Source organism: Shewanella zhuhaiensis (assembly GCF_022484835.1).
GTDB classification, from domain to species: Bacteria; Pseudomonadota; Gammaproteobacteria; order Enterobacterales; family Shewanellaceae; genus Shewanella; species Shewanella khirikhana.
Genome location: NZ_JAKUDL010000005.1, coordinates 56011 through 75467, shown reverse-complemented (window position 1 = coordinate 75467; position 19457 = coordinate 56011). Strand labels below are relative to the sequence as shown.

Here is a 19457-nt window from a genome sequence, read left to right as displayed (position 1 = left end):
AAAGACCGGACGCTTTGACCCGCCACTCGACCCGTGAGAGGGCTGGAAAGCCCAACTCAATGATGAAGGAAGTGAATAGATGCAAGGCGGTAAAACAGAACAACAGCTTGCCGATACGGCAAACGACTTGCTTGACTTCGAAGCCGAAAATGGCGCTACCGTCACAGTGCTGTATTACGACGCACCGGCGGGCCTTATCATGCACAACGCCGTGTTGACCGGTTTGCCGGTGAGCGACACAGGCCGGGTGATGATTCCCCAGTCGTTTCGAAGTGGAAAATCCATTATTGCGGTGCTGGAAGGGGAGTGCAAAATCCTTAACTCCCTCGGCGAGCGGGTTTATGCGCAAAAAAGCCTTGGGCTTGGCTGACCTGGGTTGGTCAATAAATGGTGCAGTGACTTTAATGAAAAATCCCGGCAATGCCGGGATTTTCTGTATCAGTTACAGCTGTCTTTTAACAGCTTGTCGGCCAGCCGGGTGAGGGTGGCCTCGGCCGGGTGAGTCTGCGCCAGAGTCCGCAGCCCATAAACGCCCATTACAAAATACTCGGCCCGCTCGATACTGCTTTGATTGGCAGGCATTTCCTGATTATCAATGGCGCGCTGAAACTGCCTGGCCAGTCCCTGCTGGCAGGTACCCAGACTTTGACACAGCAGTGCGCGGATTTCTTCATCCTGCTCGGCCAGCTCGTTTAATGATTTGGTCAGCAGACAGGCCTTGTCGGCCCCGCATTGGCATTCGGCCACGATATTGGCCAGATAAGCGGCCAAGCCATCGACCACCTTGCCGTCTTCGGGAAAATACGCCTGAAACTGCGCCATGCGGTCAGCCTGATACTGGGCAATGGCCGCCAGCAGCAGACCACGCTTGTTTTCGAAGGCGCAATAAATCGAGCCCGGGTGCAAGCCTGTTGCCCGGGTTAAATCCTGCATGCTGGTTTTGCTGTAGCCCTTCACCATAAAGGCCTGCATGGCCTGGCGAAGCACGTGTTCTCGGTCAAATTCGGCGCTGCGCATCTGCTTACATCTCTACTCGGTTCCGCCTTAGGGTAACAGAATTTTTGAATAAACGTTCAAAAATAACTTGAATGACCATTCAAGAATCTTTATCTTGAACACATATTCAAAAAAGGAAAGCCCCATGACCGATATTCTGTTTACCCCAGTACGCCTTAATGAGCGTCTGACACTGAAAAACCGCATTCTGATGGCGCCGCTCACCCGTTGTATGGCAGATGATGCCCTGGTGCCTACCCAACTGATGGTCGACTACTATGCCCGCCGCGCCGACGCTGGGCTTATCATCAGCGAAGCGACCATTATCCGCCCCGATGGCCAGGGCTATCCCAATACTCCAGGCATTTACACTCAGGAGCAAATTGCCGGTTGGCGCAAAGTGACTGACGCCGTTCATGAAAAAGACGGTAAGATTTTTGCCCAGCTGTGGCACACCGGCCGGGTGGCTCATCCCCATTTTTGGGGTGGTGACGAAGTGCTTGCCCCGTCAGCCGTTGGCATTGAAGGCACTGTGCCCAGAATGCGCGAGCTTAGCTATTTGGTACCCCGCGCCGCTACAGCTGCCGAGATTGCCCAGCTGGTTGAGGACTATGCCAAGGCGGCCGAAAACGCCATCGAAGCCGGTTTTGACGGTGTCGAAATTCACGGTGCCAACGGTTACCTTATCGATGAGTTTCTGCACCACGACACTAACCGTCGTGATGACGAGTTTGGCGGCAGCCCAGAAAACATGGTGCGCTTCCCGCTGCAGGTGGTGGATGCGGTGATAGCCCGTATTGGCGCCGAGCGCACCGCGCTGCGTATTTCGCCTGCGGCTTATTTCAACATCAGCCCTGATGATCGCGATCGTGCCGTATTTGACTTACTGCTGACCAAGCTGGATGAGCGCGAGCTTGCCTATCTGCATGGCGGCATTTTCGATGACAGCGTGCACTACGACTATCTGGATGGCAAAGTCAGTGAATATTTGCGCCGTCACTCCCGCCACACCCTGGTTGGCGTGGGTGGCTACAGCGCCGAAACGGCCGCCGAAGCCATCAGTGAAGACAAGTTTGAACTGATTGCCATTGGTCGGCCTTTCATTGCCAACCATGACTACGTGGTCAGGGTGCGTGAAGGCAAGGAAACCAAACCCTATTCAGACGAACTGCTGCCGGTACTCTATTAAACCCAAGCGGCTCATGGCCTTAAGGCCCAATAAAAGGCCCCGTCAATGCGGGGCTTTTTTATACGGCAAACCAACGCTGTCAGTCGTCTTTGGCGTTTTTAATGATTTGATTGAGCCGAGCCACGGCGCGGCCAAGCAGGGTTTCCAGGCTGGCATCGTCCACATTGCCCACATCCAGGCCAGTGAACAGCGCCATGGCCTCGGTCACATGATCCACGGCATAAATATGGAACTCGCCCTTGCTCACGGCTTCGACTATGTCCTGTCGCAGCATCAGATTTTTGATGTTGCTGGCAGGGATAATCACCCCCTGGGTCGGTGTGCGGCCCTTGATGGCACACACATCGAAGAAGCCTTCAATCTTCTCGTTCACCCCGCCGATGGGCTGCGACTCACCAAACTGGTTCATTGAGCCGGTAATGGCCAGATCCTGACGCAGCGGCACGCCGCTGATGGCCGAGACAATGGCGCAGCACTCCGCCATTGAAGCACTGTCGCCGTCCACGCCGCTGTAAGACTGCTCAAAAGTGAGGTAGGTGGTCAGCGGGATCCCCCTTTGCCTGCCAAGCAGCGATGAAATATAGGCGGTCAGTATCCACACTCCCTTGGTGTGAATGCGGCCACCAAGGCGCACCTTATGTTCGATATCCAGCACCTCGCCCTTGCCGTAGGCGGTGGTGGCTGTGATGCGATTTGGCGCGCCAAACTCATGATCTGTAGTGGAAATAACCGACAGGGCATTGACCTGACCCGTGACCATGCCATCGGCACTGAACAGGGTCTGGCCGTTTTTGAACTGCTGCATCACCATATCTTTGAGGCGACAGACCCTGAGTTCCTGATTTCTGAGCGCCAGATCCACATGCTCGCGGCCAATCTCAGTGGCACCGGCACCTTTGGCGCAGTAATTGGTTTCCCGCAGCAGATTGGCAATGTTGGCCGAATGCAGCGACAGCCGGGTTTGGTCATCGGCCTGGCGGCTCGAGTATTCCAGAATGCGCGCCAATGCCGAGCGGTTGCAGTGCAGCATGTTGTTGTCGTGCACTATGGAGGAAATAAAACGGGCGTACAGGGCTTCAGACTCATCGGTACGTGGCATCACGTCTTCAAAATCGGCGGTCACCCGGAACAGCTCGTTAAAGTCGGGGTCGTAGTGCTGCAGCAACTGATAGGTCTGATAGTCACCAAAGAGGATGATTTTTACATCCAGCGGAATGGGCTCTGGCGCCAGCGAGATGGTGCCCGACAGGGTCACTTCGCGCTCGAGGCTGTTCATATCCAGATTGCGGGAGCGCAGCGCTTTTTTCAGGCCGTCCCACACATAGGGGCGCTCCAGCACCTTAATGGCATCCATCAGCAGCACGCCGCCATTGGCTTTGTGCAGTGCGCCGGGGCGAATAAGCGAAAAGTCAGTGAATACAGTGCCTTTGAAGGTGGCGTTTTCGATGTAGCCAAACAGGTTGTGGTAGTTGGGGCTTTCTTCCACCACCACAGGGAAGGCATGCTCGTCCTGGCACACCAGCACGTTGATTTGATAGCGCCGCGGCATTTTTTTATCCAGCGCCGCATAGGCCAGCCCCAGTTGCTCTTCACTTTCTTCCAGAAAGATATCCAGATTGTCGAGGATGTCTTTTTGCATCTCGGCGAGGAAGGTGCGGATTTCTTCCAGATCGCGATATTTGCTTTTCAGCGGCTTGAAGAAGTGCGCCAGCACCTCTTTGGCCACCTGCTCATCGTGCTCCTGCTGCTTTTCGGAGAACTCTTCTTCCCACTCCGTCAACTGACGAATAATGCCGCGCAGGCGCTTTTCCAGGGTCTTGATGCTGGCTTCGAAGTCGGCGCGCTCTTCGTCGGTGAGGGCATCGTAGCTTTCTTCGCTGTGGGGCTCCTCACCATTCATGGCGATAAGCTGGTAGTCGCCCTGAACCGAAATCGACAGACTGATGTTTTTGCTTTTGGCTTCTTCAGCCAGGGCAGTCAACGCCGCTTCCTGCTGACGGGAGAGCTCGCCTTTTAGCTTATCGGCGCGGGTGTAATACATCTCGTTGTCGAAGGCCAGTGGCAGCGCTTTAACCAAACGGATCAGCAGCTTTTCAATGTCTTTCTTAAAGCCGTTACCTTTGCCCGCGGGCAAACGCAGCACCCGTGGTGCGCGGTTGTCATCGAAGTTGGCCACATAACACCAGTCGTGCAGTTGGCTGTCTTCGAATTGATGGCGCTTCAAATAGCGCAGCATCATGGTGCGCTTGCCCAGACCATTCTGGCCGATGGCATAAATGTTGTAGCCCTTTTCGTGGATGGACATGGCAAATTCCACCGCACTCTGGGCGCGTTCCTGGCCGATGATGTCATCCAGCGGCGGCAAATCGGCCGTGGTTTGGCAGTTATCCGCCAACCCGGCCAGTGTCGAGACCCGATACAGGCTCTGGGCATCCAGTGCGTTAATGGCCATAAAATCCCTTCCCGTCAGAATTTAATTTTCTATAACTGACAATAAGATGGCTGAAGGTGAATGGCAAACCCCCACTGGGCGAGTGCTGAAATTTCAACCAGATTAAAAGAGTTCGATGTCCGGGCTGGCGGTTTGGCTTTGGGGGCTATGGCCAAGAAGATTACGCGATAGCTGCAGCAGCAGCGAGGCGTACTGATTCAAGTCGGCACTTATCGACAGGTTGTCGCCGGCATCCCTTGCCAGCAGTTGACTGCGCTCAGAAAGTTCAGCAATTCGTTCGCCGATTTGCTGGCACTCCCTCGCCGCATCTGAGGCAAGTTGGCGCTGGTGCTCGCCGTTGGCGGTCATGGCCTCCATGGCGGTTGCCAGCAGGGCAAGCTGACGATTGGCCTCCTTACTGTACTCATGGTTTCGCGCCAGCATCGCCTTGCCCTCGGTCATCTCGCTGGTGCTGTTACCGGCCCTGAGGATAAGCGCCTCGGCAAATTCCCGTATTTCGGTAGTGGCCTGGGCGGTACGGCCTGAGAGCGATCGCACTTCATCGGCCACCACCGAAAAGCCGCGGCCCGCTTCACCGGCTCTGGCCGCTTCAATGGCGGCGTTAAGCGCCAACAGATTGGTTTGATTGGCAATGTTTACAATCAAGTCCAGCACCCGATTGATGTTGGATACCGACTGGGACAGTGCCGACAGCTCGTTATCGACATTGTCCATGGTAGCGATAAGATTTTGCTGGGATTGCCCCAGCTCATTGAGATGGTTTTTCACCGTGTTGCAGCTGGCATGTGCCTGTTGGCCGTGACCTGCTTGCTGCTCGCTGGCTTCGCATACGCCCTGCATCAGCTGACTTAACTGATCTGCGCCCTGTTCCAGCTGGCTTTGCCCTGCGGCGTAGTCGCCAATCAACTGGCTCTGACTGTCGATAGCCCACTGGGCGCGGCTCGCTTCGCTTGAGAGTTTTTCAGATAACTCGGAGAGTTGGCTTACGCTGATTTCGGTGCCTGCTACCAGTTGATTGAATGCCCGGTAGAGGGCGGCGATTTCATCCTTGCCCTCGTCTGGAAGCCGAAGCGCCAGGCTGCCTGGGTGTTCAGCCAGCGATTGCTGGGCAAGATACAGTGCCTTTAAGCGCCGAAGCGCCGGAACAATCCGAAAGTAAATGCCGAAAGTGCACACCAGGGTGAGGATGGCCAGCGCCAGTCCTATGCCCCAATCGAGCCATTTCACCTGCTGCGAGAATTCCCGGTGGCGCGCTTCCACGTCCCGGCGCAGGGTGTCGCGCACCCCGGCAAGGCCATCCCCATGGCTGTTGTGCCAGTTAATATCGGTAAGCAGCTGATGAATTTGGCTTGCCGCAGTGCGGTACTGGCCAATCACAGGGGCAAGCTCCGCTGGCAGGGCATCCAGCGCTGTCATGGCCTGTTGCCACAGTTGCCAGTCTTCCTCGCGGTGGCGCGACAAATAATCTTTTTCATAGCGGCGGGCATAGAGCACCAAATTGAGCGCGTCGGGATGGGCGGCCACCGCTTGTTCCATTTGTCTGCCGGCGGCACGGGCTGCGCCGCTTTGGCCCTTGTCCATAAATCCAAGCTCGGCAACCGCCTTGCCCAGTTTGGCAAGCGCCTGTGAGTAGCCTTTCAGCTCGGTCTGTTCTCCCTGATACGCCTCAAGTTCAACAGGCTCGCCCTGATAGATGGCAAGCTCTGCCTGAAGCATGCTGATGTAGCTGTGATGTTCGTCCAGCAGGCTTAATAACTCAGATTCCTGGCCGAAGAATACCCGGTTTAGGGTAAACAGCATCGACATAAGGATCACCAGGGCTGTGACCACTAGCGTCAGATACTTGTACAGCTGCCGTTTGATAGTCATGGGCGTAAAGGGAAAAGAAGCGGTGAAAAGGAGTATAGGTCAGGATTTGATACGGTATACTGTGGCTTAGAATCACGGTTGGTACAGGGGCCGTTTAACAGCATGTATTGGGGTTGGGATTGAAAACAGGGACAAAACCAGACAGCTATCCATTACTGACACAGGTGTTGCCAATGCTGGGTGATTTTGCGGTGACCCACGAACTCGCGCTCGCCCTGTACCATGGTGATAACTGTCTGTTATCGCTCAACCATCGCAATCAGGCCTCTGGATACAGCCAATTGGAGCCCAATGCCCCACAACCATTGAGCGGCGGTGTCAGCCAGCAGCTTTACGCCAAGGGGCTTGCGCAGCAGTGGCGGTTTGAGCTGAGCGCAGATGCGCTGCCTGATGCAGTGCTTGTGCAGGCGCAGCTGCTGCTGGAAGGCATAGGCGTGCTCTGCGCCGGGCTTGGCAGCGGCCTTATGCAAAGTTTCCTCGATGCCTTCGATGAACATCTGTGGATCAAAGATGGCGCCGGCCGCTATCGCTTCGCCAATCGCTCGACGCTGGAGTCCTGGGGGCTTGGCGCCGATGAGCTGCTTGGCAAGGGCGACGAAGACATTTTTCCCGCCAAAGCCGCCGAATTTTGTGCCACCGATGCCCAGGCCATTGCCGCCGGGCACCCCATTGTGGTGGCCGAGTGTATCGACAGGGATCAGCACAAGGGGCGGATCTGGCTCGAAACCTTAAAGGCTCCCATGTACGACGGTGAAGGTCGCTTGCTGGGCGTTATAGGTTACACCCGCGATATTGCCCGCTACAAAGCGGCCGAAGAGCAGCTGATGCTCACTTCCAAGGTGTTTGAAAACGCCGCGGAAGGGGTGATGATCACCAACCCCGACGGCATCATTACCGACATCAACGGCGCCTTTGAGAAAATCACCGGTTACCAGCGCGATGAAGTGCTGGGCAAAACACCACGGCTGCTCAATTCCGGGCGCCATGAAAAAGACTTCTTCGATAACTTCTGGCGCTCGCTCAAACAACAGGGCCACTGGCACGGTGAAATCTGGAACCGGCGCAAAAACGGCACCCTGTATGCCGAGCAAATCAGCATCAGTTCCGTCTATGGTGATGATGGCCAGATTCGGTGCTATGTGGCGGTATTTTCAGATATTTCATTGCTAAAGCAGACCGAGGCGGAAGTGGCACAGCTCGCTTGGCATGACCCGCTGACCCGACTGCCCAACCGCTCCAAACTCAACACCATCATGCAGCAACAGCTGAAGATGGCATCGCACCACAAGTCCAGGCTGGCGCTGCTGCTGATTGATGTGGATTTGTTCAAACACATCAACGACAGCTTCGGCCACGTGATTGGCGATAAAGTGCTTTATTCACTGTCGGAGCGCCTTGGCGCCTTGCTGGATGCGGAAGTAACCCTGGCGCGTATCGGCGGTGACGAGTTTGTGGTGCTGACTGAGGTGAATTCCCGCAGCGACATTACCAGTACCCTGGAGGCAATTCAGCGCGCCTTTGATACCAGTTTCAGCACCGATGAGCGCGGCGCCGTGCGCTTAAGCGCCAGTATCGGCATTGCCCTGTATCCGGAAGATGGTAAGGATCCGGATACCTTGCTGAAAAATGCCGACGCTGCCATGTACCGAGCCAAGCAGCAGGGCCGCAACAGCCATGCGTTTTACACCGAGCAGATGACCCAAAGTTCGCTCAAGCAGCTCAAGTTGCAAACCGCGCTGCGTGAAGCGGTGCGCCACGGGCGCTTTTATCTGCTGTATCAGCCCAAGGTGGATTTACTAAGCCGCTCCATCGTGGGGCTGGAGGCACTGTGTCGCTGGACCGATCCTGACCTTGGCAGTGTCTCCCCCGCCGACTTTATTCCGGTGGCTGAAGCGATTGGATTAATGCCGGAAATTGGCCTGTGGGTGCTGGCTGAGGCTTGCCGGCAAACCAAGACCTGGCTCGATGCCGGGCTCAGCCCGGGCCGGGTGGCGGTGAATGTCTCCGGCTCGCAGCTGGCGGTGCCTAGCTTTGTCGATGACGTGGCGGCGGTGCTGGCGAAATATGCGCTGCCGGGCACTGCGCTTGAGCTTGAAATCACCGAGAGCATGGTGCTGCAAAACCCCGAGGGCGCCATCGACACCCTGGAAAAACTCAAAGCCATGGGTATTCGCCTGGCGCTCGATGACTTTGGTACCGGCTATTCATCCCTCAGTTATCTTCGCAAACTGCCCATAGATACCCTGAAAATCGACCAGTCTTTTGTGCGTGAATTGCCAGCGGATCAGGACAGCGCCGCCATTGCCATGGCCATTATTGCCATGGGCGAGGCGCTGCGTCTGAGCGTGATTGCAGAAGGGGTGGAAACTGAGGAGCAGGCCAATCTGCTTTACAAACTCGGCTGCACCGAGGCGCAGGGCTACCTGTTTGCCCGGCCGCAGCTGGCGTTCGACCTGGCGAGCGTGCTGCCGCCCGCGTGAGCCGATGGCGCAAATTCGTCGGGGCAATGGTAAACTGCCGCCTTTGCTGTGTGAGTTGGAGCCTGACGTGTCTTTTGCTGCCTTTAATCTGCCATCCCCTTTGCTTGACAACCTGAGCGGCGCCGGTTTTTCCGCCCCAACAGAGGTGCAGGCCGCCGCTATTCCTGCGTTGATGGATGGCCGTGATTTGATGGTCAAGGCCGCGACCGGCACCGGCAAAACCGCCGCTTTCCTGTTGCCGATGCTGGCAAAACTGCTCAGTGAAACGGCGCCTGAGCGTAACCAGCCTTCACCGCGGGCGCTGGTGTTGGTGCCAACCCGCGAGCTGTGTCAGCAGGTATATGACGCCGCCACGCAGCTTGGCAAGGGCAGCGGCGTCAAGGTTGCTCAGGCCTATGGCGGCGTGCCGCTGGAGAGCCAGCTCAAGGCCATCAAGGGCGGTGTGGACTTACTGATTGCCACCCCGGGCAGGCTGATTGACCATCTTAAAAAGCGCACACTGCGTATCGATACCGTAAGTTTTCTGGTATTCGATGAAGCCGACCGCATGCTCGATATGGGCTTTGAAGATGAAATTCGCGCCATCACCAAAAAGCTTGGCAAAGTACGTCAGACGGCGCTGTTTTCTGCCACCTTTGGCGATGGTGTCTGGCGCGTTGCCAAAAGCCTGATGACATCGCCTGCGCTGGTGGAAATTGCCGCCGCCAAAGACGATAAGCCGCTGATTGAGGAGCGGATCTACGCCATTGATGCCGCTAGAAAGCTGGCGTTTTTGAGCCATCTTCTTGGTAAAAACGACTGGAAACAGGTGCTTGTTTTCAGCCGCACCAAAGAGGGCGCAGATAAGCTGGTTGCCAAACTGGTGGACGTTGGTCACGGCGCCGTGGCCATGCATGCGGATCTGTCGCAAAAGCAGCGCGAGCAGAATCTTGCCGACTTCAAGGCAGGCTCGGCGCGGGTGCTGGTGGCCACCGATGTGGCTGCCAGGGGCCTGGATATAGAAGCGCTGCCCTGTGTTATTAATCTGGAGTTACCTTTCAAGCGCGAAGACTATGTGCACCGCATTGGCCGCACCGGCCGGGCAGGGGCATCCGGGCTTGCGTTAACCTTACTCGACCCCAGCGACGAAGCCCTGCACATTGAGCTTGAAACCTTCCTGGACCGCCGCCTGGCACCCCAGTGGTATCAGGGGTTTGAGCCGGATTTGACTATCACTGTTGATCGCCCGCGCAGCTTGAGCAAGGCGGCGCAGAAGCAAAAAGCCCGCAAGCGGGCTTTGGGTAAAGGTTAGTATCCCGTTTCAGGCTCGGGACATTGTGGCTTAGAAGTCGTAACGGATCCCGACGCTGGTGATGGTGTCATCAAAGCGGGCATAGTTATCCACGGTAAATTGACCGGCTTCGATATGAACTCGTGTTGATTTGGACAGGAAGTACTCGGCCCCCACGCCCCATTGGCTTACCTGTGGTACTGTGGTTGCTGCTTCCCCCAAGTCATTGTAGATCCGGTTGGCAATCAGGCCTGTGCCCGAGTCATCCTGGCCATACTGCGCCTTGAGCAGCCAATTATCGAGCTTGTAAGAGGCACTGACAATAAAGCCGAGGCCATCTCTGTCCTGCCAGTGGGGTTTGGTCGGGTTGGCCAATTCAGACTGCTGGATAAGGGTGCCAAGTTTAAGGTTATCCAGCCCCAGTGCTGCGGCTTTCCAGTGGCCGACCAGACGCCACGCCTTAATGTCTTCAACCCCATCGGAATACGCGGCGGCAAGATAGAGACTGCCGTCTTTGAGTTTTTTATCACCGAAAGTCAGCGCCAGCTGGTAGTTGCCATTGTCATTGCGCGGGTCATTTTGCTGATAATGGTTGTCTTCCAGCAGTACACTGGCTCCCAGTTGCCATCCGTGCCAAACCGGGGTTTTGTATTCGAAAGAATCGCCCCAGCGTTTGTCCCCCGCCATCAGACGGTCGTGCTTCATGCTGTAGGTATCGAACACGTCCACAAAGCCCTTGGTCATTTTGAACACAGGTTCCATCCGGCCCGCGGCCAGTGAGCCCAGCTGTGCATGGCGAATACCGATAAAGGTTGGACGGGCGCTGAAGGGCTTATTGCTGCCTGAATTGCTGGCAGAGTCAACGCCCATTTCAATCTGGTAAAACAGACTGATATCTGTGGTCAGCGGCTCGTTACCGCGTACTCCCAGGCGGGTGAAGTTATTCTCAAGAATGGTGCCATCCAGTCCCTTGTGGGTAGCAGAGCCTGAGTCTGAATGGGTAACTGAGTAGTCAATGCGGCCGTAGAAATCGGGGCTGGCTGTGGCAGTCATACTCAGGCAACTACCCAGTGCGGCGGCCAGCAGGGATAAGCGACATGTGGTCATAATTTACTCCGGCTCATTTTGAAAAGTTGGGAAAGGCAAACTGGTGGCAGTCATTGCACAGTACTTTCGCGCTTTTGTGCTCGCTGTGGCACACAGTGCAGGGCACGTCGGCTCCCCAGTGCGGCGCATCGTGTGGATTGGGTGTCTGACTGGCGGTAGCGGCGGCTATTTCTTGATAACTGCCATGGCAGTCAATACAGGCCGTCTCTGTGGCTGGCCCCTTTGGACTGCCCTGATGGCAGGTTTTGCAGTCCTTTTCCTCGTACATGAAACTGTGGTTGGTACGTCCTTCGCGTTTGCCCATCACCTTATGCAGCTCGCCAGCGTAAAGAGGCGATGACAGCAGGCTCAGCGCAAACAGGGATAAAATCAGCTTTTTCATGGGTTTCTCCTCAGGCTTTAGCTGCTTGTTCACCGGCAATCACACCGAACGCAAAGGCGTCAGGACAGGAGCAGGCGGTTAACCGAATACGGCCAAACAGGCCGCCGGTGGCTTCGCCGCAGGCATACAGCCCCTTGATGGGCTTGGCGTTTTCTCTGGAAATCACCTGAGCGTTTTCGTTGATTAGCACGCCGCCCTGGGTGTAGTTGAACTTGGGGCGAGCCTTAATGGCATAGAAGGGGGCGCGTTTTACGCTGACCTGCTTGAGGGCGTTCATGTCTTTGCCAAACTGGCTGTCTTTGCCGCTCAGGGCATTCTGGTTGTAGCGCTCAAGCGTGGCCTTGAGACCATCAAGCTCAATGTTTTCACCTTTGGCGAGGGCCTCTATGGCGTCGTACTTCACCATCATGCCTTCCTCAAGCGCCAGGTGAAGACGCTGTTTGTCGTGGAAGTTATCAATGCCATCCTGATCGTAAATATTCAGCGGGAAACGGCCGCCGTTGCGGTCCATGATGTTGCAGATGGCTTCGGCAACCACCTGACGATTGTTCTTCTCACTGATAAAGCGCTGGCCGCTTTTGGGGTCGACCAAGGCGCCCCACTGCAAATCTTCGGTAGGAATATCAAAGGCAAAGCGCATCAAAGACAGATGGACTGTCTGGGCACCGGCTGCAACCAGAGACTTGAGTGCACCGGCGGTGGCGCCTCTATGGGTTGTAGTGGGAATGTAGTCGCGGATATTGGGGAACTCCATGGCACGGAACTCCACATCGCGGCTGTAACCACCGACGGCCATCACCACACCCTTGGTCACCCGATAATGTTTGATGGTGCCAGTGCTGTTTTCGCGATCGTCATTGGCAAGGTTTGGGTCAAAGAAGTATTGCTCCCGTACCTGAATGCCAATTACCTCGCCCTGAGCGTTCAGGTGCAGCTTGTCGAACTTGACCCGCCTGCGGATCTCCCCCTTGAGAGTCTGGGTGTAAAATTCCCGCAGCGGCCGCAAAATGCCCTTGCCACCCCCGTTGACCGGATACAGGGTTCGGGGCACTGAGTGGCCGCCCAGACTTTTCAGTTTGTCATGGAAACGGCAGCCGCGTTCAATGGCCCAGGGCAGCACCCGGGTAGTGGTTTCTGCCATTTTGTGGGTCAGGGCTCTGTGGTTTTGATAACCACCGGCGCGGGAGATGTCTTCCGCGAATAGCTCTGCGGAATCGCTGATCCCCTGAGCTTGCTGCAGATGGCTGTTCACTACCGAAAAATTCAACCCTGAGATGGCGGATGTGCCGCCAAGAACGGGCATTTTTTCGATAATGACAGTGTTGTTTGCTCCGGATTCTTTGGCGCGAATGGCGGCGCAGGTGCCAGCCAGACCGCTGCCAACCACAATCACTTCAAAGGTTTCATCCCACACAATGGGGTCTTTGTCGCTGGTTTTCGCCAGCGCAGCAGGCGCCAGCCCGATAGCTGATATTGCCAGTCCTCCCTTGAGGAAGGCGCGGCGGCTTTGTTTGATTTTCTCGTCCATAGTGGCCTCACTTTTTGATTACAACGCAATGGAATCAAAATGCCGCCCGGCACCATATAGTGGTTTTCCGAAAGGCAGCTGGCGCTGTGAGGCGGATCAACTCTTGCCAAGTTCAAGATGCACGCCACCCGCGTAGCGCAGATAATGTGCCGCAGTAGCGAACGGGATGTGATGTAACCGGTGCGGCGGGAACGTCGGGTGTTGCGAGGTAGCGGTGAGAGGTAATCGGGTGTTATTACGGCTTGGGGCTGTGTGGAGTCGTTGTGGGGGGCCTAGTAGGATGTTGCGATTGGCGCCGCAGTCACTCGCTGGCGGTATCCTTGTCGCTGCTATCTTTTTTTCAGGCGCAGCAACAGCTCAGCCGCTGGCGCAGACGCAGCCAGCGGAGCAGGAAATCCGTATCGGCATACTCACTTTTGCCGATGCCAGCGACACACGAGAGGCTTGGCTGGAGACAGCAATACATCTGACCAAGCGCACCGGTTTTAAGGTGAGTATGCAGCCGCTGACGCCTTCGCAGCTCGATAAGGCGGTTGCAGCCGGAACGCTGGACTTCATTATTTCCAATCAGTTTGTGGCGGTGGGTTATAAAAAAGACCGTGGCGCCAGTCAGTTACTTACTCTGCTGCCCGCAGATGGGCGCGACCCGGCGCGGGCGGTTGGTTCGGCGCTGGTGGTGCGGGCAGGGCAGAAAGTGGACAGTTGGCAGCAGCTTGCTTCGCTCAGGCTCATTTCCAGTGACCAAAGGGCTTTTGGCGGCTTTTTGATTTTTGCCGGCGAAATGCTCAAGCGGGGCCTGGATCCTGTGTCGGATCTGCCGCAACTGTCTTTTCAAGGCTTTCCCCAATCTGAGCTGCTGCAAAAACTGTGGTTGAAACAGGCGGATGTGGCCATTCTGCCCGCCTGCGTGATGGAGCAGGCCGTCGCCCAAGGTCTGTATCCAGAAGGCACTTTTGACGTAGTGTTGTCCCAGGATGCGCCGGGCCTGGGGTGTCAGGTATCGAGTGAACTGTACCCCTATGGCGCACTGTCGAAACTGGGCCATACCAGTCATGGGCTGGCCACCGAAGTGGCCAAAGCCCTGCTTGACATCACCCCGGACTCAGCGGCGGCCATTGAGGGCGGTTATCGGGGCTGGTCGGTGCCGGTGAATGACCATAGGGTATTTGCCCTCAAGCACACCTTGCGGGAGTGGCCGTTTCAAACCAATTGGCAACGGGTTGCCCATGCTGCCCTGCCTTGGTTTGGGGCCGTGGTGTTGTGCCTGCTGCTTGGGTATGTGCATCACCTGAGAATTAAACGGCTGGTGGTGAGGCGCACCCGGGCATTGGTGAACGAAATAGAGCTGCACCGTGAGACTCAAAAAGCCTTCAACGAACAGCAAAGCCAATTTTATCGGGCGCAGCGGGTACTGCTTACCGGCGAGATGGCGTCGGGCATTTCCCACGAACTTAAGCAACCACTGGCGGGGATCCGCTATCTTGCGCAGGGTTGCCTGTATCGGCTTGAAGACGACGAGCAGGGCATAAAAACCGCGCTGTCCGGCGTGCTGACTCAGGTTGACCGGGCGCAGGAGACCATCAGCAGGCTACGCAGTTTTTGCCAGCAGCCCTGTGAGCGGGAACTGCGGCGGGTCGACCGCTTGATTGAAGAGACCTTGTCAGTCATAGCACCGGAGCTGAAGCGACTTCAGCTTGAGCCGGAACTTCACCTCAGTGCTGTGGAGGCAAGGCTGGATCCCGGGCTCATGACTCAGGTGCTGGTTAACCTGATGCTCAACGCCCTTGATGCCATGGCAAATACTGCCGAACCCTGGCTTGGGATCTTTCTTGAATCCACTCAGTTCGGGTTTCGGATCCGGGTGGCGGACAATGGCTGCGGCCTGTCGCAGAATCAGCTGTCGCGGCTGTTTTTCCCGTTTGAGTCCGCCAAAGCCGATGGCTTGGGGCTTGGCATGGTGATCTGCAAACGCATTGTGGAAGAACATGGTGGCAAGATAAGCGCTGAAAACCGGCTGATGGCTGTTGATGGGGCGTTGGGGCTGCACCCTGGCGGGCTTGAGATCACCATTGAAATGCCCACTGGAGGCCAGAGTGATTGATGTGTATTTGGTCGATGACGATCCGGATGTGTTGGGGTCTCTTAAGTGGATGTTGGAAGGCCTTGGTATTCGTGCCCAGGGTTTTGACTCGGGGCTGGCATTTTTGACTAAGGTGGATTTGGCGCGCCCCGGGGTGGTGGTGCTTGATGTGCAAATGCCCGAAATGGACGGCATGAGCGTACTCGAATGTTTGTTTGCCCGGCCTACGCCCGTGGTGCCCGTTATGCTGACCGGCCATGGCAATATTTCGATGGCAGTTAAGGCCATTCAGCAAGGAGCGTTGGATTTTCTGGAAAAGCCTGCCGATGGTGACAAGCTGCTGACGCTGCTCAAACGCGCAGCTGCAGTGTCCCTTGAGCGCTGTGAAAGCCTGCGTCAGTCAGCACTGCTGCAAAGTCGGGTCGACAGTCTGTCGCCTCGGGAAACCGATATTATGCATCGGGTTCTTGAGGGGAAACTCAATAAAACCATTGCAGCGGAGCTGTTTATTACCCAAAGAACCGTTGAGATCCATCGCAAAAATTTGCTCGAAAAAATGGCAGTAAATAACGTGGCCGAACTGGCATTTGTACTCTCCAAATTGCGGCCTTGATCAAGGCAAACAGCAAGGGCTACACTCGGATTTCATGGCGTTTGGACTTGCCAGGGTTTATCTCAGCTGGGCGGCTTCTGACATCGGGGATACCGCCAAGGATAATTCTCTGTGGTCACTCAGTGGCGGCTATCCTACAGGTCATCACTAAATTAGTTTCACCTTCTTTTTAGATTGCGACAATCTGATTTAATCGTTAGTCGCGAATCAACTTCCTCTCTACCTTGGAATAAACACCGGCGGGCAGTATCAGCCGCTGTTTAACCGTGACCGTTTGTTTAAGGCGCGCTTGTAAAAGGCGCCGACTAACGGCGCATTTGTCGGGTGCGTGGCCCCTCCACGCCCTCCACCAAGGAAGAGGACTTCCAACATGAAATCAAGTATTCCAACCCTGACCGCGGTCGCCCTGTCGGTAGCCATGGCTTTTGGCGCTGCCAGCGCAGAAGCGGCTGAAGCCAAATCGGCTGCAGCCCAATCGTCCGCTGTTACCACCAACGCCTATTGGTGGCCAGAGCAGCTGGATTTATCTCCTTTGCGTCAACATGGCGCCGAATCCAACCCTTATGGTGCCGATTTTAATTACGCCAAAGCCTTCCAATCGCTGGATTTGGATGCGGTGAAAGCCGATATCAAAACCACCCTCACCACTTCCCAGGACTGGTGGCCTGCCGACTACGGTCACTACGGTCCGTTTTTCATCCGTATGGCCTGGCACAGCGCCGGTGTATACCGCATTTTTGATGGTCGCGGCGGTGCCAGTGGTGGTCAGCAGCGATTCGAGCCGCTTAACAGCTGGCCGGATAACGTCAACCTCGACAAAGCCCGTCGTCTGCTGTGGCCGGTGAAGCAAAAATACGGCGCCAAGATCTCCTGGGCTGATCTGATGGTGTTGGCGGGTAACGTATCTCTTGAGTCAATGGGCTTTAAAACCTTTGGTTTTGCCGGTGGTCGCAGCGACGACTGGGAAGCCGAAAAGGTAAACTGGGGCGCCGAAAAGCAGTGGCTGGATAACAAGCGCCGCAACCAAAAAGGTGAATTGGCCAAGCCCCTGGGCGCAACCCAGATGGGCCTGATTTACGTAAACCCTGAAGGCCCAAATGGCGTGCCTGACCCGTTGGCTTCCGCCCAGGAAATCCGCGACACCTTCGGCCGCATGGCCATGTCTGATGAAGAAACCGTTGCCCTGATTGCCGGTGGCCATACCTTTGGTAAGGCGCACGGTGCTCACGACCCAGCCAAGTGTGTTGGGGTAGACCCGGCCGCAGCTGGCCTTGAAGAGCAGGGCATGGGCTGGAAAAACCGCTGTGGTAAAGGTCACTCTGAAGACACGGTATCCAGTGGCCTTGAAGGTTCATGGTCGTCCAATCCGACCAAGTGGACCATGGAATACTTAACCTGGCTTTACACCTTCGACTGGGTACAAACCAAGAGCCCGGCCGGCCATATTCAGTGGATCCCGGCGGATGGTAAAGCGGCCAATCTGGTGCCCGATGCCCACATTCCCAACAAGCGCCACGCGCCTATTATGTTCACCAGTGATATCGCCCTGAAGGAAGACCCCATCTACCGCGAAATCACCACCCGCTTCCTCAATAACCCGGCCGAATTTGAGCTGGCGTTTGCCAAAGCCTGGTACAAGCTGACCCACAGGGACATGGGGCCGAAAGTGCGTTATCTGGGTAAAGATGTGCCCTCTGAAGTACTGATTTGGCAAGACCCAATCCCGGCAGTGGATCATGCACTGATTGACGCCGCCGATACCAAGCGCCTTAAAGCGGCAATCCTCGATTCGGGCTTAAGCGTGTCAGAGCTGGTGAGAACCGCCTGGGCGGCTGCGTCGTCTTATCGTGGTACCGACATGCGCGGTGGTGCCAACGGCGCCCGTATTGCACTTAAACCTCAAAGCGACTGGGCGGCGAACGATCCCAAAGCTCTGGCGAAAGTGATTGGCAAACTTGAGAAAATCCAAAATGATTTCAACAAGAAAGCCAAGGGCGGCAAGAAGGTTTCACTGGCAGATGTGATAGTGCTTGGCGGCAGCGCGGCGGTTGAGAAAGCCGCGGCCGATGCGGGCGTGAAGGTAAATGTTGGCTTCCGCCCGGGTCGTATGGATGCTTCTCAGGCCCAGACCGATGTGAACTCCTTCGCTGTGCTTGAGCCGAAAGCCGATGGTTTCAGAAACTATTTCAGCGATGAAAGCGCCGCGTCTCCTGCTGAAGCGCTGGTGGAAAAGGCCAACTTCCTGACCTTGAGCGTGCCTGAAATGACTGTGCTGGTCGGCGGTCTGCGGGTACTGGATGCCAACAGTGCGGGCAGCAAGCACGGCGTGTTTACTCAGGCTCCCGGCAAGCTCAGCAATGACTTCTTTGTGAACCTGCTGGATATGTCCACCCGTTGGGAAAAGGGTGCCGAGCCTGGGCTGTATCAGGGCTTTGATCGCAAGTCGGGCAAACTGAAGTGGACTGCGACCCCGGTTGATCTGGTGTTTGGCTCCCACTCTGAGCTCAGAGCCGTGGCAGAGGTGTACGCCGCCGACGATGGCAAGGCCCGCTTCGTGCAGGACTTTGCCAAGGCCTGGACCAAGGTGATGGAACTTGACCGCTTCGACTTGAACTGAGCGGACGATAAGCTTATCGCGCCTTGAGCTGTTGAGTAGCTGCGGCGGTTACTTTGAGCAGCAAGCTGGCTCAGGCAGGCACCTCGCTCAGGCAGGAATCACGCTGAGGCAGGAATCTCGCTCAGGCAGAATGCCGCAGTGCGATGCAGGCCATATGGCTCAGGGCATACTGATAAGCTTTGAACACTCACGCTGAAACGGCGGCAAGACAATCTTGCTGCCGTTTTTATGTCTCGACATTTCGCTTAAATCCGTTTTATTTGATACTTAATGATCTGCTAAGGTTTGCCGTCTCCAATAGGCTATAAGCTCACGCCAACCAAGGAGTTCAACGATGAAATTATTCCCGCTTATCGGCAGCCTGTTAGTTGCCGCCAGTGTACATTCTCAGGCAATGGAGCTTTCAAGCCCGGATATCAAAGAAGGGCACTTTATGGCCAAAACGTTTGAATATCAGGGCTTTGGTTGCAGTGGTGACAACCTGTCACCCGCCCTCAGCTGGTCAGATATTCCCGAAGGCACCAAGAGCTTTGCCATTACTGTGTTCGATCCTGATGCGCCCACCGGCAGTGGTTGGTGGCATTGGGCGGTGGTGGATATTCCACTGAAAGTCACGGCCATCGCCCGTGGCCAGAAAATGGATGCCCTGGGCGCCAAAACCCTTGGCAACGATTATGGCGAGCCCCGATTTGGCGGCGCGTGTCCACCACCAGGCCATGGGATGCACAGATACCAGTTTACAGTGTGGGCCTTGCCGGTAGAGACGCTGCAACTGCCAGCGGACCCCAGCCTGGCGTTGCTTGGCTACCAGCTGGGTGCTCAGGCGCTTGGCAAGGCGACCATCACGGCAACATATTCACGCTGAGGGGAATTG

Annotated in this window: 14 protein-coding genes; 8 read left to right on the top strand and 6 right to left on the bottom strand. The window is 56.0% G+C overall.

Translation table 11 applies throughout. From position 1 onward, the window contains the following. Positions 1-127: 127 nt before the first annotated feature. A complete protein-coding gene (locus tag MJ923_RS14285; RefSeq protein ID WP_338092237.1) occupies positions 128-370 on the top strand; it encodes a TIGR02922 family protein in 243 nt (80 codons plus the stop codon). 68 nt (positions 371-438) lie between these two features. On the opposite strand, the gene MJ923_RS14280 is transcribed toward MJ923_RS14285, so the two are convergent. Further along, positions 439-1017, bottom strand: a complete 579-nt coding sequence (locus MJ923_RS14280; RefSeq protein WP_240591679.1) for a TetR/AcrR family transcriptional regulator — start codon at positions 1015-1017, stop codon at positions 439-441. 124 nt (positions 1018-1141) lie between these two features. Here MJ923_RS14280 and MJ923_RS14275 point away from each other — a divergent pair, with 124 nt between their 5' ends. Next, the gene (locus MJ923_RS14275) at positions 1142-2185 is read left to right on the top strand and encodes an alkene reductase (RefSeq protein ID WP_240591678.1); all 1044 of its coding nucleotides are present in this window, start codon (positions 1142-1144) and stop codon (positions 2183-2185) included. 79 nt (positions 2186-2264) lie between these two features. On the opposite strand, the gene MJ923_RS14270 is transcribed toward MJ923_RS14275, so the two are convergent. Both MJ923_RS14270 and MJ923_RS14265 read right to left on the bottom strand, forming a co-directional pair. Next, positions 2265-4637 (bottom strand): Lon protease family protein, encoded by a 2373-nt coding sequence (locus MJ923_RS14270; RefSeq protein WP_126167564.1) that lies wholly within the window; start codon positions 4635-4637, stop codon positions 2265-2267. 102 nt (positions 4638-4739) lie between these two features. Further along, the gene (locus MJ923_RS14265; protein WP_240591677.1) at positions 4740-6443 is read right to left on the bottom strand and encodes a methyl-accepting chemotaxis protein; all 1704 of its coding nucleotides are present in this window, start codon (positions 6441-6443) and stop codon (positions 4740-4742) included. Between the two features lie 182 nt (positions 6444-6625). On the opposite strand from MJ923_RS14265, the gene MJ923_RS14260 reads away from it, so the two are divergent. Further along, complete coding sequence (locus MJ923_RS14260; RefSeq protein WP_240591676.1) at positions 6626-8986, top strand: putative bifunctional diguanylate cyclase/phosphodiesterase; 2361 nt, start codon at positions 6626-6628, stop codon at positions 8984-8986. Positions 8987-9053: 67 nt separating this feature from the next. Continuing rightward, positions 9054-10277: a DEAD/DEAH box helicase gene (locus tag MJ923_RS14255; RefSeq protein WP_240591675.1), complete on the top strand. Its 1224-nt coding sequence runs from the start codon at positions 9054-9056 to the stop codon at positions 10275-10277. Between the two features lie 30 nt (positions 10278-10307). Here MJ923_RS14255 and MJ923_RS14250 read toward each other — a convergent pair whose 3' ends face one another. Genes MJ923_RS14250 through MJ923_RS14240 form a run of 3 tightly spaced genes read right to left on the bottom strand, consistent with a single transcriptional unit; the run spans position 10308 to position 13273 of the window. Continuing rightward, on the bottom strand, positions 10308-11363 hold the full coding sequence (locus tag MJ923_RS14250) for a porin (RefSeq protein WP_240591674.1): 1056 nt from the start codon (positions 11361-11363) through the stop codon (positions 10308-10310). A 13-nt stretch (positions 11364-11376) separates the two neighbouring features. Beyond that, positions 11377-11745 (bottom strand): cytochrome c3 family protein, encoded by a 369-nt coding sequence (locus tag MJ923_RS14245; RefSeq protein WP_240591673.1) that lies wholly within the window; start codon positions 11743-11745, stop codon positions 11377-11379. Positions 11746-11755: 10 nt separating this feature from the next. Continuing rightward, positions 11756-13273, bottom strand: a complete 1518-nt coding sequence (locus MJ923_RS14240) for a flavocytochrome c (RefSeq protein ID WP_240591672.1) — start codon at positions 13271-13273, stop codon at positions 11756-11758. A 289-nt stretch (positions 13274-13562) separates the two neighbouring features. Here MJ923_RS14240 and MJ923_RS14235 point away from each other — a divergent pair, with 289 nt between their 5' ends. From MJ923_RS14235 to MJ923_RS14220, 4 genes are all read left to right on the top strand, one after another. Next, entirely contained in the window at positions 13563-15374 is a 1812-nt protein-coding gene (locus tag MJ923_RS14235) for a sensor histidine kinase (RefSeq protein WP_240591671.1), read from the top strand. Beyond that, a complete protein-coding gene (locus MJ923_RS14230) occupies positions 15343-15966 on the top strand; it encodes a response regulator transcription factor (protein ID WP_276313117.1) in 624 nt (207 codons plus the stop codon). Before MJ923_RS14235 ends, MJ923_RS14230 begins: the two co-directional genes overlap by 32 nt. Positions 15967-16336: 370 nt before the next feature. After that, a complete protein-coding gene (gene katG / locus MJ923_RS14225) occupies positions 16337-18583 on the top strand; it encodes a catalase/peroxidase HPI (RefSeq protein ID WP_240591670.1) in 2247 nt (748 codons plus the stop codon). Positions 18584-18917: 334 nt separating this feature from the next. Beyond that, the gene (locus tag MJ923_RS14220; protein WP_240591669.1) at positions 18918-19448 is read left to right on the top strand and encodes a YbhB/YbcL family Raf kinase inhibitor-like protein; all 531 of its coding nucleotides are present in this window, start codon (positions 18918-18920) and stop codon (positions 19446-19448) included. The last annotated feature ends 9 nt before the right edge of the window (positions 19449-19457 follow it).

Bases quoted from the DNA above. Each gene is read 5' to 3' on its own strand.
- MJ923_RS14280 (WP_240591679.1), bottom strand. From the start codon at position 1,017: ATGCGCAGCGCCGAATTTGACCGAGAACACGTGCTTCGCCAGGCCATG.
- MJ923_RS14275 (WP_240591678.1), top strand. From the start codon at position 1,142: ATGACCGATATTCTGTTTACCCCAGTACGCCTTAATGAGCGTCTGACA.
- MJ923_RS14270 (WP_126167564.1), bottom strand. From the start codon at position 4,637: ATGGCCATTAACGCACTGGATGCCCAGAGCCTGTATCGGGTCTCGACA.
- MJ923_RS14265 (WP_240591677.1), bottom strand. From the start codon at position 6,443: ATGTCGATGCTGTTTACCCTAAACCGGGTATTCTTCGGCCAGGAATCT.
- MJ923_RS14250 (WP_240591674.1), bottom strand. From the start codon at position 11,363: ATGACCACATGTCGCTTATCCCTGCTGGCCGCCGCACTGGGTAGTTGC.
- MJ923_RS14245 (WP_240591673.1), bottom strand. From the start codon at position 11,745: ATGAAAAAGCTGATTTTATCCCTGTTTGCGCTGAGCCTGCTGTCATCG.
- MJ923_RS14240 (WP_240591672.1), bottom strand. From the start codon at position 13,273: ATGGACGAGAAAATCAAACAAAGCCGCCGCGCCTTCCTCAAGGGAGGA.
- katG (WP_240591670.1), top strand. From the start codon at position 16,337: ATGAAATCAAGTATTCCAACCCTGACCGCGGTCGCCCTGTCGGTAGCC.
- MJ923_RS14220 (WP_240591669.1), top strand. From the start codon at position 18,918: ATGAAATTATTCCCGCTTATCGGCAGCCTGTTAGTTGCCGCCAGTGTA.